The organism is Pandoraea aquatica (genome assembly GCF_902459565.1).
Classification (GTDB): Bacteria; Pseudomonadota; Gammaproteobacteria; order Burkholderiales; family Burkholderiaceae; genus Pandoraea; species Pandoraea aquatica.
Genome location: NZ_CABPSN010000004.1, coordinates 221,841 through 236,292 on the forward strand (window position 1 = coordinate 221,841; position 14,452 = coordinate 236,292).

Sequence of the window (14,452 nt, forward strand, 5' to 3'; positions counted from 1 at the left end):
TTACGCCAGCGACATCACCAGCGGGGCGATCGCGCCCGCGCTTTCGACGACGGCATCCGCCTGCCACTGAGCAGGCGCGAGCGAGTCGCCGCAATAACCGTAGGCAGCGGCAATCGTCGCCATACCGGCAGCCTTGCCGGCCTGTACATCGCGAAGGTCGTCGCCAACGTACACGATGTGAGCAGGCGCAATGCCAATGCACTCGGCTGCGTAGAGCAGGGGCGCAGGATGCGGTTTGCTATGGGGCGTCGTGTCGCCGGAGACAACGCAGGCTGCGCCGTCCGCGAGTCCGATCAGCTTGACTAGCGGATTGGTCAGGCGCGCGGCCTTGTTCGTCACAATGCCCCACGGCATGCCACGTTCGCTCAAGGCCGCGAGCAAGCCCGGAACGCCTTCGAACAAGCGGCTTTGCACGCACAACGCGGCTTCGTAGTTAGCAAGGAATGCGTCTCTGAGTGCCGGGAATGCGGCATCGTCGGGAGTCACGCCGAACGCGCTGCCAATTAATCCACGCGCACCATGCGAGGCTTGCAGTCGAAGCGTCTCATACGGGCCCGGCGGAAGACCACGATCGGTACGCACCTTGTTGACCGCAGCGACGAGATCCGGAGCCGTGTCGGCGAGTGTGCCGTCCAGATCGAACAGGACAGCGCGAATCTCGCCGTGCAACAGCGTTGACGTGGCGTCGAGAGAGGAGGGGGCGCGGACGGGGGGCTCGAACATATCAGGCGTCGCGGGTACAAGCGACCATGTAGTTGACGTCGGTATCGCGATTGATTGCGTAGCGTTTGCTGATCGGATTGTAGGTCAGGCCACGCATGTCGCGGATTGTCAGGCCGCTCGCACGGGTGAACGATGCCAGCTCCGACGGGCGGATGAACTTGGCGTAATCGTGCGTGCCGCGCGGCAGCATCCGCAGTACGTACTCTGCGCCGACCACGGCCAGCAGCCATGCCTTCGGATTGCGGTTGAGCGTGGAAAAGAACACGTGACCGCCCGGTTTCACGAGCGTTGCACACGCAGCGACGATCGACGCCGGCGACGGCACGTGTTCGAGCATTTCCATGCAGGTCACTACGTCATACGTACCCGCATCACGCGCAGCGAGTGCTTCGGCAGCGATTTCTTCGTACTCGATGGAAAGACCAGCTTCGAGGCTATGCAAATCGGCAACGCCGAGCGCCTTTTTCGACAGATCGATGCCTTTGACGCGTGCACCCTGACGCGCCATCGATTCCGACAAAATGCCGCCACCGCAGCCGATGTCGAGCACGCGCTTGCCTTGCAACTGGACGTGCTGTTCGATCCAGTCGAGGCGCAGCGGGTTGATCTCGTGCAGCGGCTTGAATTCGCTGTGCGGATCCCACCAGCGGTGGGCCAATTCACTGAATTTATTGAGTTCTTGCGGGTCGGCGTTCATCACTTGCTCATAGACGTTGACGGCTCGGGCAGGCGGAATGCCGAGTGGCTGAGCGTGCCCTCCATGCCGGTTGGTCGGCGGGCGCCGTCGAGATGGAGGAAGTATAACGAAGTGAGTGCGCCCATGTCCAAAGCGCAAGGCGTGGCGGGGCCGGTCGGTCAGCGGTGCAGCGGTGGTTCTGCGCCGTGCCGGGGTGACGCCCGATGGCGAGCATCGCGTGCCACCCCGATGGAGCTCACGATCAGGCCCAAACGCAGGCCTAAGGGCGGGCCTAGGCGCAGGCTTAAGCGCAGGCTTAAGCTCAGGCGGCGGCCGGCAGGTTCGCCAATACGGCGTGCGGATCGTGGTAGACGAGTCCGAGCGCCTCGGCCACCCCACGGTTCGTCACCATGCCGCGCGCTACGTTCAGTCCGGCCAGCAAATGCGGATCGGCGCGCATGGCGGCCACGGCCCCGTGATCGGCCAGTTGCAAAATGAACGGAAGTGTCACGTTGTTCAGTGCAAAGGTCGACGTGCGCGGCACACCGCCCGGCATGTTGGCGACGCAGTAGTGCACCACGCCTTCGACGACGTAGACCGGGTCAGCGTGTGTGGTCGCGTGCGACGTCTCGCAGCATCCCCCCTGATCGATGGCAACGTCCACGATCACGGCACCCTTGCGCATCAGGCCAAGCATCGCCCGCGTGATGAGCTTGGGTGCGGCGGCACCCGGAATCAGAACACCGCCGATGACCAGGTCGGCATCGCGCAAGTGCGCCTCAATCGCATGCTGCGTCGAATAGACCGTCTGCACACGTCCCCCGAACTGGGCGCTCAGGCGTCGCAACGCGTCGACCGATTTGTCGATGACCGTGACCTGCGCCCCGATACCGACGGCTACGGTGGCCGCATTCGTCCCCACGACACCGCCGCCGAGAATGACGACCTTGCCCGCCTCGACGCCGGGCACACCCGAAAGCAACAGGCCGAGCCCGCCGTGCGTTTTTTCGAGCGCCGTTGCGCCGGCCTGGATGGACATACGCCCCGCGACTTCGGACATGGGCGCGAGCAGCGGGAGGCCGCCATTCGCGGATGTCACGGTTTCGTACGCGATACACGTGGCACCGCTCTTGATCAAATCGTTGGTCTGTTCGGGATCGGGCGCGAGGTGGAGATACGTGAAGAGCGTGTGATGGGGCCGCAGTCTGGCGCGCTCGACAGCCTGCGGCTCTTTGACCTTGACGATGAGTTCGGCGCGATCGAACACGTCTACGGCGTTGGCGGCGATGCGGGCACCCGCGGCGGCATAGGCCGTATCGTCCATGCCGATGCCTTCACCGGCTTGCGTTTCGATCCACACCTCATGCCCGCGTGCCACCACTTCGCGTACAGCTGCGGGCGTCATGCCTACGCGATACTCGTGGTTCTTGATCTCCTTGGGTACACCGATTTTCATGATGCGTCTCCTTTGTTGTGATGTGACTACGAACAGCGAATTCGACAACACGTGATGCCCAAACAAAAACGGCACCCGAAGGTGCCGTCTGGAAGATCAGGCGAAGGCCGGTTCGGCCTGCGCATGGGATGCGCCACTGTAGCGCCCCACCGATAGATCGTCGGCCAGAATAGCCGGGCGGCGGCCCGACATCAGGTCGGCCAGCAGTTGGCCCGAACCGCAGGACATCGTCCAGCCGAGCGTGCCGTGTCCAGTGTTCAGGAACAGGTTGCGCAGCGCCGTAGCGCCGACGATCGGCGTGCCGTCCGGCGTCATCGGACGCAGGCCCGTCCAGAAGGACGCTTCCGCCGTGTTGCCAGCACCCGGGTACAGATCGTTCACGACCATCTCCAACGTGGCGCGGCGCGCCGGGTTAAGGCGCTTGTTGTACCCCACGACTTCTGCCATGCCGCCGACGCGGATACGGTCGTCGAACCGCGTCACGGCGATCTTGTAGGTTTCATCCAGGATGGTGGAAACCGGTGCACGCGATGCATCGACGATCGGTACGGTAATCGAGTAGCCCTTGAGCGGATACACCGGAATATCGACGATCCCGCGCAGGAACGGCGTGGAGTACGAACCGAGGGCGACGACATAGGCGTCCGCACGTTGCAGTGAACCGGCGCAAACCACACCCTCGATCTTGTCGCCGACCACGCTCAGGCCGTCGATCGGCATGTCGTAGCGGAATTTCACGCCCAGCGCTTCAGCCATGGCAGCCAGACGCGTTGTGAACATCTGGCAGTCACCCGTCTCGTCGTTCGGCAGTCGCAGGCCGCCGGTCAGCTTGTGTGACACGGCCGCCAATGCCGGTTCTGCCGTCGCGAGCGCCTTGCTGTCCAGGAGTTCGAACGGCACGCTGGCCTCTTCGAGCACGGCGATATCGCGCGCCGCGTTCTCGAGTTGATCTTCGGTTCGGAACAATTGGAGCGTGCCTGCCTGACGGCCTTCGTAGGCAATGCCCGTTTCCGCACGCAGCTCGCGGAAGCAATCGCGGCTGTATTCGGCGATCCGCACCATGCGTTCCTTATTGACGGCATAGCGCTCGGGTGTGCAATTGCGCAGCATCTGATAGAGCCACTTCAGTTGCGTGAGGGTGCCGTCGGGACGAATGGCGAGCGGAGCGTGTTTCTGGAACAGCCACTTGACGGCCTTTGCCGGAATCCCCGGAGCGGCCCACGGGGACGCGTATCCAGGCGAAATCTGACCAGCGTTGCCGAAGCTGGTTTCGAGCGCCGGTCCTGCCTGACGGTCGAGCACCGTGACGTCATGCCCGGCCTTTGCCAGGTAGTAGGCGCTGGTTACGCCGATGACGCCGCTGCCGAGAACGATGACCTTCATTGCGTTGACTCCTGTAAAACCATAGTTATGCAGTAATAATTCGCATGCTATTCTCGGAATGGTAGGTTTAGTTAATGTATATGGCCTGAATTCAGGAAAAAATCATGAGGGTTCAGCAGCAATCGGTCCGGACACTGGACCGGCTTGATCGGCGCATCCTGACGTTGCTCCAACAAGACGGCCGGATGTCGATGAAGGACCTGTCGGAGCAGGTCGGTTTGTCCATCACGCCGTGCATCGAGCGCGTGAAACGCATGGAGCGGGACGGCGTGATCATGGGCTACTTCGCGCGCGTCAATCCGGCGGCGCTGGGGGCGGCACTGCTGGTGTTTGTCGAAATCACGCTCGACCACAAATCCGGCAACATGTTCGACCAGTTCCGCAGGGAAGTGCTGCGTATTCCGGAGGTCATGGAGTGTCACCTGATTTCGGGGGATTTCGACTATCTGATCAAGGCGCGGATCCGGGAGATGTCCGAATACCGGAAGTTGCTGGGCGACATTCTTCTTCAACTGCCCGGCGCCGTGCAGTCGAAAAGCTACGTCGTCATGGAGGAGATAAAGGAAACGCTCACCGTTCATGTTGACGAGTGAGCGTGTTGTCTAGAAAAGCGGTATTTGCGGATCGGCGGCGTTCGCTGGTTCGCTGGTCGTAGTTTGCCGGTCGGGACGAGCGCGACGCCCGTGATTCGACCCGTTGCCGTCGCTGGCTTGTGGCGGTAATTCCGGGACGCGGAACTGATCGTTTCGCAACGGTGGTCTAGCCTGATTGAGCCCCAACTTACGCGCGGCCAGGTGAAAGCGCTGCCGAATCAATTCGGCGTGTAATCCGGTGCCTTTCATCCGCGTACCGAACTCCGAGCTGTTGTGCTTTCCGTCACGCACCTGCTCGATCAGACTCATGACGTGGCGTGCCCGCAACGGGTAATTGGCCTCCAGCCATTCTACGAAGACATCGTGCACTTCTCTGGGTAGCCGCAACATCACGTAAGCAGCGTAAGTTGCGCCGGCTTCGGCTGCGGTTGTCAGCACTCGCTCAATATCGAAATCGGTCAGTGCTGGCACGATTGGCGCGACGATGACGCCTGTCGGAATGCCTGCGTCCGTCAGCTTGCGGATGGCGTCGATACGTCTCGACGGCGTATTCGCTCGAGGTTCCATCTTGCGGGCGATATCCGCATCGAGCGTCCCCACCGAAATGAAGACCCGTGCCAGACCTCGCTCGGCCATGCGCGAAAGAATGTCGATATCGCGCGTGACGAGCGCCGATTTGGTGGTGATGCCGACAGGGTGCCCAAAACGCTCCAGCACTTCCAGAACGCTACGTGTGATCCCGTATTCCCGCTCGATGGGCTGATAAGGGTCCGTGTTTGCGCCCAGCGCAAGTAATGCGGGTTGGTAGCCGCGCTTGCGCAATTCGGCGTCAAGGCGCTCCGCCGCGTTGTGTTTCGCGTACAAGCGGGTCTCGAAGTCCAGGCCCGGCGAGAGTCCCAGGTAAGCGTGCGTCGGGCGCGCAAAGCAATAGGTGCAGCCGTGCTCACATCCGCGATAGGGGTTGATCGAGCGATCGAAAGGGATGTCCGCTGAAGTGTTGCGGGAGATGATCGTTCGCGCATTTTCCAGAGCGACCTGGGTCACGAATTTGACTTCGCATTCTTGGGCTGAGTCCGATTCATGACGGGTCTCATCGCTCTCGCGACGGAAGGTTGAAAAGCGCGATTCGAGATTGGCGGTGGCGCCTCGGCCCTTGCGCGACGGGGGCGGCACGAATGAGGATGCCATGACTCATCTCCTGAATAGCTGTCCCTGTCACTGACGGCGGACGGACGCAGGGAATGCTTGTCATTATACTGTGTTTTTATACAGTATTTGGGTGGAAAAGAGATATGACGTGTGGGGTGAATAGGGTGAATAGGGCGAGCGGCATCCCGCTGGCTCTCGTCGGCCCGGCGGCGCTGACGATCGGGGCAGCGGCGATAGGGTGGGCCTTTTGCGAGGCTTGGCTGAGTCTATGTATGACTTCCGGGCGTGACCGGCGGGATAAAGGGCGCGATCGCCCGTGCAATGTCGTCGAGGGCGGCGGTGTCCGGATTCGGACGCAGACGAGCCAGATGAATGGCGCGCAGGGTCAACAGCGAGTAAAGCGTCGCGTGATTACCCCCCATGGCTGCGAGCGCTTCGACGTGGCGGGAAACGATATTGGCGTCGCCACGCGACACCGGTCCGGCAAGCGCGCCAGAGAGCCCGCGCTCGCGCGCGGCGCTGAGCGTGCCCATGACCAGCGGCCACATAGCATCTTGCGCATCGCCCTCCGGCATGCCGATAGACTTCCAGAGGTGCGTCGCCTCGTCGAGCAGGCAGAGCAAAAAGCTGGCGGCATAGTTGGCGCCCGCGTGATATCGCATGCGCTCGCCCGCCGGAATCGACAAGGGGCGGCAGCCGATATCGCTCGCAAGACGCTGAAGGATGTCGTTCAGCGGCGTTTCGGCCTCGATAGTGATGGCGCACCCTTGCAAGCGGGTCGCATCGTCATCGAGCCCGGCAAAAAGAAAAAGCGGATGGAAGCCGCCAATTTGCCCGCCATGGTGCGTTGCCGGCGTGAGCAACGCGACCTCGGACGCACCGCTGCAATGCACGAGCGCCTGACCCGCTCGCGGCGTGAGGTGCGCAGCGCAAGCCGTTATGGCGTCGTCAGGTACCGTCAGAAAGACCAGATCGGCTCGCGAAAAGACGTCGCTCATGTCCTCCGGCCGTTCGATGGCGCGGGCCTCGCAATTTGGCAAGGCCGTCGCAATGCGTCTCGCACTTTCGATATGCCGGCTAGCAATGATCGTGACTTCGTAGCCGGCATGCGTCGCGGCTTGAGCGAGCGCACGCGCCACGCGGCCGGCGCCGATGAAGCCCAGCGTCGGTCGATGGGAGGGGGCAGGGGGAGTGGGTGTCACGATCGGTCCGATCGGTCTTTACTGCGACAAGCGATTCGGCGTGTCGTGGATTTCAAAGTAGGTCTGAAATGCGACGGCGAACCCGACCATCATCAGCATGGCGCCCACAAACAGCGACACGCTGACGATGATGACCGCGATCCAGCCCGAGTGCGACTTGTTCGAGACGTGGGTGTTGAACTGCGCGTTCCAGCGCTCGTCGGGACGCAATCCGTAGACAATCGCGGCGAGAAACGCCGAAAACAGCGAAATGGCACCCAGTATCGTGAGTATCCAACCCGCGAGGGAATGCAGTTCGCTCGTCACCAGAAGTCCCCAGCCGGCTACGCCGCATGCCGAGCCCACAATGTGGGCCCAGCCGAAGTAGTCCCGCATGCCGTAGAGATAGAAGCGATGCAGGCCGAGTGTGCCGAACAGCATGGCGAGACCGGCGGTCAGGGTCTTGGACTTGTAAGCGACTGCGTTCATTTGGAATGGTTATCGAGCAGGCGTTTCCCGAATGACTTCGACGAGTGTCCAGCGCATGCTCGACGCGTCAGCGGGCGGATTGGCGACAGGTTCGCCGTGGATTTTCACGCGGTATTCTACGCCGGGCTTCCACTCGAAGCCATCGATGTGGGCATACCAGAGTTCCCATTGCGATTTGCCGGAGTCGTCGGCGGTTCGTACACGCAGGCACTTGCGCGGTGCCACACCAACACAGTCCGCCATCTGCGAATCGACGTCGAGAATGCGATCTTCCGTCTTCGTTGCACCGCTCGCGCCTGCCACCGTGCGATTGAGCAACGTTTGGGATGCATAGGTGAGTGTCGGACCGTTCGGTGCGCTCAGGATCAATTGCGTGTCACGGCGTTCGAAGCGGGTCATGCTGGCGAGCGTCTTGAGGTAGCGGTCTTCGAAAGCCATCGAATCCGGGCAGGCCATGCGCGTGGCAGCCGGAGTTTGGATGCTGACCTGTCCCTTGCCGGGGCCGATTGTGTATTGCCCAAAGATGCGATTGCAGCCGCCGGTGCCGGAGTAGGCCCCCTTGTCATTGAACGTCAGGTTGATGGCGCGCCCTTCGGGCAGGTTCGGGGCGTCGCTCGTGCCTTCCCATTTCACCAATTGCCAGGTGCCGAGAATGTCCGCAGGGGCAGTCGCTGCTGCGGTGTTATCCGGCGCGCCCGACGCGGTATTGGCGCCACCACCCGATGGTGCCGCACAACCGGCCAGCATGGCCGCAGGCACAAGGAGCGTCACGAGATAGGACGTCAAGGAGGAAGGCAGGAACGAGAGTAGGCGTTGAGTCATGATGTTGTATGGGCGTAGTTGCGGAGAGGGCAGGGACGGCGAAAGCGTCGCGCTGAACGTGGGGCGATGTGTTCTAGCGGTGCCGTGAATACCATGCATCGTTGACCGGGCAGGCCAGGGGTCAGTTCCTTGCGTAGGCCTTGTGATATTTCCCATTGACATGAAATGCGTCATCGCGAGACCTCATGGCTTTCGGTACGTGATTCGATATATCGCTCCGGCATGGTCATCGCTGATCAGGAGCGAGCCGTCCGGCAGGGTGAGCAGGTCGACGGGGCGACCCCACACGGCGTCGTCGTCACCTAACCATCCCTGCGCAAAAACTTCCTGCTTGCTGACATTGCCTTTCGCATCCAGAACCACGCGAACGACCCGGTATCCCACTTTGCGGCTCCGATTCCACGAACCGTGCTCCGCAATAAAGATACTGCCGCGATAGTCGTCCGGGAACTGCTTGCCCGTGTAAAAGCGCATGCCGAGGGCGGCCACGTGGGCACCCAGTTTGGCCGTGGGGGGTGAAAAAGTGCGACACGCCTTTTCGCGGCCGAAGTCGGGGTCGGGGATATTGCCTGCGTGGCAGTATGGGAACCCAAAATGTTCTCCCATGCGCGTCAGTCGGTTGAGTTCATCGTCGGGCACGTCGTCGCCGAGCAGATCGCGACCGTTATCTGTGAACCATAGCGTATTGGTGCCCGGCTGCCAGTCGAATCCCACGGTGTTGCGCACGCCGCGCGCGACGACCCGCCAGTCCGTACCGTCGGGCTTCATGCTGCCGATCATCGCGTAACGAATTTCGTCGCGCTTACAGACATTGCAGGGGGCACCGACACCTACATATAGACGCTGGTCCGGGCCGAAGGCGATATACCGCCAGCCGTGGTGACTTTCTGTGGGAAGTTTGTCGTAGACGACGGCGGGTTGGCCTGGGTTGTCGAGATGGTCTTCGATGTCGTCCAGTCTGACGATGCGCGACACGGCCGAGATATACAAAGCGCCATTGCGCATCGCGACCCCGACCGGCATGTTCAGGCCTGACGCCACGGTGCGGACCTTGGCCGCATAGGCGCGAGATGGATCGAGCGTGATGGCGTAGACGTTGCCTTGGGCCCGGCTGCCGACAAACAACGTGCCTTTCGGGCCGAGTGCCATGCCTCGAGCACCGGGAACCTGATCGGAAAGGACTTCGACGTAGAAGCCTTGGGGAAGCGAGAGACGCTCGATGGGAAGGGCGTCGCGCGCCGTCGCCAATTGCGGGGCGCACGCCAGCGCAGCGCAGATAAGCATGACCGTCCGCGCGGCAATCCGCATGGGCCATGGCAGGAGGAAGGAGAGTGAGTATCCGTCGGGAAATCGTCGCATGCAGGACTCGCTTCACACCAAGGATGCGTGCATTGTAGACCAGCGGTTATCGGGGCGCGGCACCGCCGCCCAAGCCCCTTAATATAGAGGGGCCGATACGAGGCGTACTTTCCCTTTGGCGAAGTGTTTGTTTTGACGAGGGTTTTGCGCTATAATCACGCGTTTTCTGTCCGAACACTTCTGGATTCACAAGGATTTAATATGGTCGTTATCCGCCTGGCTCGCGGCGGCGCGAAGAAGCGCCCGTTCTACAACATCGTTGCAACCGACTCGCGTAACCGTCGCGATGGCCGCTTCATCGAGCGTATTGGCTTCTACAACCCGGTCGCTGCCGAAGGCACGGAAGGTCTGCGCATTGCTCAAGACCGTCTGACGTACTGGCAAGGCGTTGGCGCACAACTGTCGCCGACCGTGGCTCGTCTGATCAAGCAAGGCGCCAAGGCTGCTGCCTAAGCTTTCAGATAGTCGAGTGGTACGCATTGCTGTCGGTTTGCCGATGGCATGAGAATTGAACGGCGGTGCATGCTCCCGAGCAATCTGGGGCAAGCATCGCCGTGTGTTCGTCACAAGGTTGGATTGCATGGTTCGTTCCGCACGTGAGCGTGTACCGCTGAAAATCGGTGCAGAAGCGCGTCGCGCCTCCGGCATGCGCGCCGAGCAGGTGCTCGCCCCGGTAACCGAGGTGCCCGACGATCTCGTCGAGCTCGGTTATATCGGCGATGCCTACGGGATTCGCGGCTGGATCAAGGTGCAGCCGCACACGGGTGACGGCGAAGGCCTGTTATCCGCAGATTGCTGGTATTTCCGTCGTCCCGGCGAGTCGGCCTACACCAAGGCCAACGTGCTGCACAGTCGGGGGCATTCGGGAACCGTTGTTGCGCAATTGCGCGGCAGTGAGAACCGGACGTCCGCCGAGGCGCTCAAGGGCCTTCAGGTCTGGGTGCCGCGCAGTGCATTCCCGTCGGCCGGCGAAGACGAGTTTTACTGGGTCGACCTGATCGGCGCCCAGGTGACGAATTTGCAGGATGAATCGCTCGGCAAGGTTGTCGGTTTACTGGATAACGGCGTACACACCGTTTTGCGCGTCGTGTATGACGTACCTGCTGCCGATGACCATCCGGCGAAAACCGCTGAGCGGTTGATCCCGTTTGTTGGTCAGTACGTCCAGACCGTCGACACCGAGGCGGGACGCATTGTGGCTGACTGGGGTCTCGATTATTGAGATACCGATTGACCGCCTGGTCGTTGTTGCGTCCGGGCACCTCTGGACGGAACCGGTCTGATGCAGTTTGACGTCGTCACGCTCTTTCCCGAGATGTTTCGGGCACTGACCGACTGGGGCGTCACCAGCCGGGCGCTCAAGCAGTCGCGCTACGGTCTGCGGTTTTGGAATCCGCGTGACTTCACGCATAACAATTACCGCACGATCGACGATCGCCCCTACGGCGGTGGTCCGGGCATGGTGATGTTGGCCAAGCCGCTGGATGATGCAATCGCAGCCGCAAAGGCCGCTCAGGCGCAAGCCGGTGTCCCGCGTGGTCGCGTGTTGCTGATGTCGCCGCAAGGTAAGCCGCTGACGCATCGCCGGGTGGTCGAGCTGCGCGAGCAGGAGCAGGGCTTGATTCTGCTGTGCGGTCGTTACGAGGCGATCGATCAACGCTTGATCGACCGCGTGGTCGACGAAGAAGTCAGTGTCGGTGATTTTGTGCTGTCGGGTGGGGAGTTGCCCGCCATGGCGCTGATGGATTCGCTGATCCGGCTACTGCCGGGCGCGCTGAACGACGAACAGTCGGCAGAGCAAGACAGCTTTGTGAATGGCTTGCTGGATTGTCCGCATTACACGCGGCCCGAAGAATACGAAGGCGTGCGCGTGCCCGATGTGCTGTTGGGCGGGCATCACGCAGAGATTGAAAAGTGGCGGCGCCGTGAGGCGTTGGCCAATACCTGGCACAAGCGTCCCGATCTGATCGAGAGTGCGCGTGCCAACGGATTGCTCAGCCGTGCCGATGAGGCGTGGCTGACAAGCCTGCGGGCCGATACGTCGGCCAAGTAGGCAGCGGATGTCGTCATGGGGACGGCATTCGGTTTGAACCCATCCTCTGTCGGGGCCGGCTCGCCGGTATATAACGCCGACACGATGGCACAAGGAGTGGTAAATGAATCTGATCGCTAAGATCGAGCAAGAAGAAATCGCGCGTTTGACCGCGAACAAGACGATCCCCGAGTTCGCCCCCGGCGACACCGTGATCGTTAACGTGAACGTGGTTGAAGGTACCCGCAAGCGCGTTCAGGCCTACGAAGGCGTCGTGATCGCCAAGCGTAACCGTGGTCTGAACTCGGGCTTCATCGTTCGTAAGATTTCGTCGGGTGAAGGCGTTGAGCGTACGTTCCAGACGTACTCGCCGCTGATCGCCAGCATCGAAGTCAAGCGTCGTGGTGACGTTCGTCGCGCGAAGCTGTACTACCTGCGTGAGCGTTCGGGCAAGTCGGCACGTATCAAGGAAAAGCTCACGTTCAAGAGCAAGACCGTCGCTGCTGCCGAGTAAGTCGGACGCTGCTACGCCCGGCGACCTCGTGGCCGGGCGCAGCAAAGCCGCATGGAAAAAGCACCCCTCGGGGTGCTTTTTTCGTTTCGGCGCGGCGTCGATTGCGATGCGGCGGTGCGTCATAACCTCGGTATGCCGTGAATTGCCGGGGGAATGGCATTTTCTTCGTGCGCACGCGCTTTGCGCATCCTCGCTAAAATAGCGAAGTTCTTCATCTTCAAAGGTCTACGTGGCGCCACCTCTCATCCTGCATCCTGAAGCCTTACCCATCGTCTCGACGGGGGAAGGGGAGCCGGTGCCGGCAGAGCGGTTGACCCCCTCAGCGTTGCGTGACCGTCTTGCCAGTCCGCCAATCTGGACTCCTGAGTCGGGGGTCGGCGATCTGATATCCCCCACGATGTTCACACCGCGAGCCGCTGCAGTGCTGGTGCCGTTAGTGTTGCGTCCGCATGGCACGACCGTACTCCTCACGAAGCGCACGCAGCATTTAAGTACGCACGCCGGACAAGTGAGCTTTCCGGGCGGGAGCCGCGAGCCGGACGATCCGACGCCGATCGCGACCGCGCTGCGCGAATCTCGCGAGGAAATCGGACTAGACGCCGGAGCGGTCGAGGTCATTGGCAGCCTGCCGGATTATGTGACGGGCACGGGGTTTCGCGTCGCGCCGGTCGTCGGTCTGGTCAAGCCGCCGTTCGATCTGGTCGCGGATACGGGCGAAGTGGACGAGATCTTCGAAGTGCCGCTCGATTTCCTGATGAACCCCGCGCATCACCAGATTCGCGTTTTCAACTATCAGGTTGGCGAGCGTCGTTTTTATGCGATGCCGTACCCCAAGCCCGCAGGCGGCGAGTACTTCATCTGGGGCGCAACGGCAGGCATGCTTAGAAATTTCTATCAACTTCTGCGGGCCTGACTGCGGATCCCGCTGCGGACGTAGCGCGAAAGTCGATTCGATTCTGCAAATTGCCTGCTTGAATTGACAGGCAAGTGCGTCGCGAAGGCACGCGGGGCGGGCATTTGCGAGAAGCTGTGCTATCGTTACACCATTCCGTCCGGTGATCTGATCGCACGCATGACATTCTTCTCGGTACTCCTCGCGCTGATCTTTGAGCAGGTGCGTGCCCTCTCCACGCAAAACCCGATCTACAACCTGATCCGCTCCCACGCGACCCATACCTCGCAGTCGTTCGATGCCGGACAGCCGCGCCATGGTGTCCTCGCGTGGCTGGTCGTGGTGGTGCCGTTCGTCCTGGTTGTCGGTGTCGTCTATTACCTGCTCATGCGGGTCAATATTTTCCTTGGCTTCGCCTGGAATGTGCTCATCGTCTACCTGACGATGGGGTTCCGGCAGTTCAGCCACTATTTCACCGATATCCACGTCGCGCTGAATAACGACAACGTGAATGAAGCGCGCGAAATCCTGCGTCAATGGATTGGCATCGACACCGTCGATATGCCGGTAGACGAGATTGTGCGTCACACGCTGCTGCACGCAGTGATCGCCTCGCATCGTCACGTGTTCGGTGTGTTTTTCTGGTTCCTGATGCCGGTGGGTCCGGCCGGGGCTGTGCTGTATCGTCTCGCCGAGTATCTCTCGCGCCGATGGACCGAAGCAGCCCCCGATCGCAGCCCGGCCTTCGGTGCGTTTGCACGCAAGGCGTTCTATGTGATCGACTGGGTGCCGGCGCGTCTGACCGCTATCGGCTTTGCGATTGTCGGGAACTTCGAAGATGCCATCTACGCTTGGCGTCACTTTGCCAAGCAGTGGCCGAACGAGAACGAAGGCATTTTGTTGGCCGCGGGTAGCGGCGCGCTCGGCGCGCGACTGACGGGCCCGCTCGCCGAGGTCTCGAGCGTCGACGCGCTCAACCAGGGGGATGACGCCGTTCTGCCGGTCGGTGGCGAGTGCACGCCGCGGACCTTGCAGGCGGCCGTCGGACTGGTCTGGCGAGCCGTGCTGCTGTGGATGTTGTTATTGCTTTTGCTGACGCTCGCCGTATGGTTGGGCTGATTGGGCCGGTTAGCTGACGCTTAGGCGCAAGTCGCGATAACGTAAAAAGAAAACCCCGCTGAGG

16 protein-coding genes are annotated in these 14,452 nt (G+C 61.5%); 7 read left to right on the forward strand and 9 right to left on the reverse strand.

Features of this window, described 5'->3' with window-relative positions; all coding sequences use genetic code 11:
* The 4 genes from PAQ31011_RS15310 to PAQ31011_RS15325 form a co-directional block, all read right to left on the reverse strand.
* Entirely contained in the window at window positions 1-723 is a 723-nt protein-coding gene (locus tag PAQ31011_RS15310; protein ID WP_150576653.1) for an HAD-IA family hydrolase, read from the reverse strand.
* A 1-nt stretch (window position 724) separates the two neighbouring features.
* Window positions 725-1,420 (reverse strand): bifunctional 2-polyprenyl-6-hydroxyphenol methylase/3-demethylubiquinol 3-O-methyltransferase UbiG, encoded by a 696-nt coding sequence (gene ubiG / locus PAQ31011_RS15315; RefSeq protein ID WP_039399458.1) that lies wholly within the window; start codon window positions 1,418-1,420, stop codon window positions 725-727.
* A 301-nt stretch (window positions 1,421-1,721) separates the two neighbouring features.
* Window positions 1,722-2,855, reverse strand: a complete 1,134-nt coding sequence (gene ald / locus PAQ31011_RS15320; protein ID WP_150576654.1) for an alanine dehydrogenase — start codon at window positions 2,853-2,855, stop codon at window positions 1,722-1,724.
* A 96-nt stretch (window positions 2,856-2,951) separates the two neighbouring features.
* Window positions 2,952-4,238 carry a D-amino acid dehydrogenase gene (locus PAQ31011_RS15325; RefSeq protein ID WP_150576655.1) on the reverse strand — a complete coding sequence of 429 codons (1,287 nt, stop codon included), beginning with the start codon at window positions 4,236-4,238 and terminating at the stop codon, window positions 2,952-2,954.
* A 104-nt stretch (window positions 4,239-4,342) separates the two neighbouring features.
* Here PAQ31011_RS15325 and PAQ31011_RS15330 point away from each other — a divergent pair, with 104 nt between their 5' ends.
* Window positions 4,343-4,831 (forward strand): Lrp/AsnC ligand binding domain-containing protein, encoded by a 489-nt coding sequence (locus PAQ31011_RS15330; RefSeq protein ID WP_039399452.1) that lies wholly within the window; start codon window positions 4,343-4,345, stop codon window positions 4,829-4,831.
* 9 nt (window positions 4,832-4,840) lie between these two features.
* Here PAQ31011_RS15330 and PAQ31011_RS15335 read toward each other — a convergent pair whose 3' ends face one another.
* The 5 genes from PAQ31011_RS15335 to PAQ31011_RS15355 all read right to left on the reverse strand — a co-directional run bounded on the left by PAQ31011_RS15335 (window position 4,841) and on the right by PAQ31011_RS15355 (window position 9,780).
* A complete protein-coding gene (locus tag PAQ31011_RS15335) occupies window positions 4,841-6,019 on the reverse strand; it encodes a PA0069 family radical SAM protein (protein WP_174990141.1) in 1,179 nt (392 codons plus the stop codon).
* 227 nt (window positions 6,020-6,246) lie between these two features.
* The gene (locus PAQ31011_RS15340; protein ID WP_150576656.1) at window positions 6,247-7,182 is read right to left on the reverse strand and encodes a Rossmann-like and DUF2520 domain-containing protein; all 936 of its coding nucleotides are present in this window, start codon (window positions 7,180-7,182) and stop codon (window positions 6,247-6,249) included.
* A gap of 18 nt (window positions 7,183-7,200) precedes the next feature.
* Window positions 7,201-7,650: a TM2 domain-containing protein gene (locus tag PAQ31011_RS15345; RefSeq protein ID WP_150576657.1), complete on the reverse strand. Its 450-nt coding sequence runs from the start codon at window positions 7,648-7,650 to the stop codon at window positions 7,201-7,203.
* Between the two features lie 9 nt (window positions 7,651-7,659).
* Window positions 7,660-8,472, reverse strand: coding sequence for an META and DUF4377 domain-containing protein (locus PAQ31011_RS15350; protein WP_174990142.1), 813 nt, complete (start codon window positions 8,470-8,472; stop codon window positions 7,660-7,662).
* A gap of 183 nt (window positions 8,473-8,655) precedes the next feature.
* Window positions 8,656-9,780: a PQQ-dependent sugar dehydrogenase gene (locus tag PAQ31011_RS15355; protein WP_150576940.1), complete on the reverse strand. Its 1,125-nt coding sequence runs from the start codon at window positions 9,778-9,780 to the stop codon at window positions 8,656-8,658.
* A gap of 252 nt (window positions 9,781-10,032) precedes the next feature.
* On the opposite strand from PAQ31011_RS15355, the gene rpsP reads away from it, so the two are divergent.
* The 6 genes from rpsP (at window position 10,033) to PAQ31011_RS15385 (ending at window position 14,388) form a co-directional block, all read left to right on the forward strand.
* Window positions 10,033-10,284, forward strand: coding sequence for a 30S ribosomal protein S16 (gene rpsP / locus PAQ31011_RS15360; RefSeq protein WP_017234865.1), 252 nt, complete (start codon window positions 10,033-10,035; stop codon window positions 10,282-10,284).
* 127 nt (window positions 10,285-10,411) lie between these two features.
* On the forward strand, window positions 10,412-11,053 hold the full coding sequence (rimM, locus tag PAQ31011_RS15365; protein WP_246179600.1) for a ribosome maturation factor RimM: 642 nt from the start codon (window positions 10,412-10,414) through the stop codon (window positions 11,051-11,053).
* A gap of 60 nt (window positions 11,054-11,113) precedes the next feature.
* Complete coding sequence (gene trmD, locus PAQ31011_RS15370) at window positions 11,114-11,884, forward strand: tRNA (guanosine(37)-N1)-methyltransferase TrmD (RefSeq protein WP_039399442.1); 771 nt, start codon at window positions 11,114-11,116, stop codon at window positions 11,882-11,884.
* A 103-nt stretch (window positions 11,885-11,987) separates the two neighbouring features.
* The gene (rplS, locus tag PAQ31011_RS15375) at window positions 11,988-12,377 is read left to right on the forward strand and encodes a 50S ribosomal protein L19 (RefSeq protein ID WP_039399440.1); all 390 of its coding nucleotides are present in this window, start codon (window positions 11,988-11,990) and stop codon (window positions 12,375-12,377) included.
* Between the two features lie 397 nt (window positions 12,378-12,774).
* The gene (locus tag PAQ31011_RS15380; protein ID WP_246179601.1) at window positions 12,775-13,290 is read left to right on the forward strand and encodes a CoA pyrophosphatase; all 516 of its coding nucleotides are present in this window, start codon (window positions 12,775-12,777) and stop codon (window positions 13,288-13,290) included.
* Window positions 13,291-13,449: 159 nt separating this feature from the next.
* Window positions 13,450-14,388 (forward strand): CobD/CbiB family protein, encoded by a 939-nt coding sequence (locus PAQ31011_RS15385; RefSeq protein WP_150576943.1) that lies wholly within the window; start codon window positions 13,450-13,452, stop codon window positions 14,386-14,388.
* Window positions 14,389-14,452: the final 64 nt, after the last annotated feature.

Excerpts from the sequence above, each read along its gene's own strand:
- PAQ31011_RS15325 (WP_150576655.1), bottom strand. The coding sequence starts at position 4,238 with ATGAAGGTCATCGTTCTCGGCAGCGGCGTCATCGGCGTAACCAGCGCC.
- PAQ31011_RS15380 (WP_246179601.1), top strand. The coding sequence starts at position 12,775 with ATGTTCACACCGCGAGCCGCTGCAGTGCTGGTGCCGTTAGTGTTGCGT.
- PAQ31011_RS15345 (WP_150576657.1), bottom strand. The coding sequence starts at position 7,650 with ATGAACGCAGTCGCTTACAAGTCCAAGACCCTGACCGCCGGTCTCGCC.
- trmD (WP_039399442.1), top strand. The coding sequence starts at position 11,114 with ATGCAGTTTGACGTCGTCACGCTCTTTCCCGAGATGTTTCGGGCACTG.
- rpsP (WP_017234865.1), top strand. The coding sequence starts at position 10,033 with ATGGTCGTTATCCGCCTGGCTCGCGGCGGCGCGAAGAAGCGCCCGTTC.
- ald (WP_150576654.1), bottom strand. The coding sequence starts at position 2,855 with ATGAAAATCGGTGTACCCAAGGAGATCAAGAACCACGAGTATCGCGTA.
- ubiG (WP_039399458.1), bottom strand. The coding sequence starts at position 1,420 with ATGAACGCCGACCCGCAAGAACTCAATAAATTCAGTGAATTGGCCCAC.
- PAQ31011_RS15385 (WP_150576943.1), top strand. The coding sequence starts at position 13,450 with ATGACATTCTTCTCGGTACTCCTCGCGCTGATCTTTGAGCAGGTGCGT.
- PAQ31011_RS15310 (WP_150576653.1), bottom strand. The coding sequence starts at position 723 with ATGTTCGAGCCCCCCGTCCGCGCCCCCTCCTCTCTCGACGCCACGTCA.
- PAQ31011_RS15335 (WP_174990141.1), bottom strand. The coding sequence starts at position 6,019 with ATGGCATCCTCATTCGTGCCGCCCCCGTCGCGCAAGGGCCGAGGCGCC.
- PAQ31011_RS15355 (WP_150576940.1), bottom strand. The coding sequence starts at position 9,780 with ATGCGGATTGCCGCGCGGACGGTCATGCTTATCTGCGCTGCGCTGGCG.
- rimM (WP_246179600.1), top strand. The coding sequence starts at position 10,412 with ATGGTTCGTTCCGCACGTGAGCGTGTACCGCTGAAAATCGGTGCAGAA.
- PAQ31011_RS15350 (WP_174990142.1), bottom strand. The coding sequence starts at position 8,472 with ATGACTCAACGCCTACTCTCGTTCCTGCCTTCCTCCTTGACGTCCTAT.
- PAQ31011_RS15330 (WP_039399452.1), top strand. The coding sequence starts at position 4,343 with ATGAGGGTTCAGCAGCAATCGGTCCGGACACTGGACCGGCTTGATCGG.
- rplS (WP_039399440.1), top strand. The coding sequence starts at position 11,988 with ATGAATCTGATCGCTAAGATCGAGCAAGAAGAAATCGCGCGTTTGACC.